The sequence below is a fragment of the Methylobacterium sp. B1 genome (assembly GCF_000333255.1).
Classification (GTDB): Bacteria; Pseudomonadota; Alphaproteobacteria; order Rhizobiales; family Beijerinckiaceae; genus Methylobacterium; species Methylobacterium fujisawaense.
The window spans coordinates 1-921 of sequence record NZ_BACT01000796.1; the positions used below are offsets into that span (position 1 = coordinate 1).

1 protein-coding gene is annotated in these 921 nt (G+C 68.1%); it reads right to left on the bottom strand.

Features of this window, described 5'->3' with window-relative positions:
* On the bottom strand, positions 1-693 hold a 693-nt coding region (locus I53_RS23020; RefSeq protein WP_043355109.1), incomplete at its 3' end, for a universal stress protein.
* Positions 694-921 lie beyond the last annotated feature (228 nt).

Consider the following 921-nt stretch of genomic DNA (forward strand, 5'->3'; position numbering starts at 1 on the left):
GACCGCTGCCCTCTGCAGTTCCTCGGCCGCCGTCCAGCCCGATGCCACGACTCGGCGCGGCACCGCCTTCACGTCGTGGAGGGCCAAGTACCGGGCGACATCCTCGATCTCTGAAGCGTCCTCGCCATCGTTGACCCGCACCACCTCGACCGTCTCCGCACGCCTGAGCAACGGCATCGCGTCCCATACGGCCCTGCGGGTCTGCGGAGAGCTCTTCCACCCGACGACGATGCGCTTCGCCTCCATTCGCTCGACGCCGGGCGGTACGACCAGAACCGGACGGCCCAGCTCCATCAGAACGTCCCCGAGGTCGACCGCAGCCCCGAGGGACACTCCCTCGTTCTGCGCGTAGCGACCGACGACGACGAGGTCTGCGGCCCGCGCCTGCTGCTCCAGAAAGCGGACGGGATGGTCGAGATCCGAGCGCCACTCGACGCGGTCGCTGCGGCAGGCGGCCTCCCGGAAGATCTGTTCGAAGCCTGCGAGTCTCGTAAGGGCGGCTTGGCGGATGTCCTCGATGGCCGAGCCCATGGGCACGGCGGTCTCGCCATAGCCCCGCGGATAATCCGGCACGCATGCGGCCACGCCGACGAGGCGCGTGCCCAGGCGATGCGCGAGATCCGCAGCGAGTCGTATGCGTTGCGCGGCGTGCAGCCCGTCATCGACCGCGACCATGAGGCTAGCGTACGACATGCGGATATCCTGCGACCGGGAACGGAATACCCACCCACAATGCGGTCGCGGTTTCCGCAGAGCCTTGATCCATCTCAAGACCCGGACGACCCAGCATCTTGCGCTGGATCAAGGCGACCACGCGCCTTCTGGGCCACCCGTCGTGTCTCGCTTGCGGCACGGGAAGGGGCGCCATGGGCTACGCGAATATCCTCGTCGCCCTCGACCTCAGCGAGGACGCTCCGGACC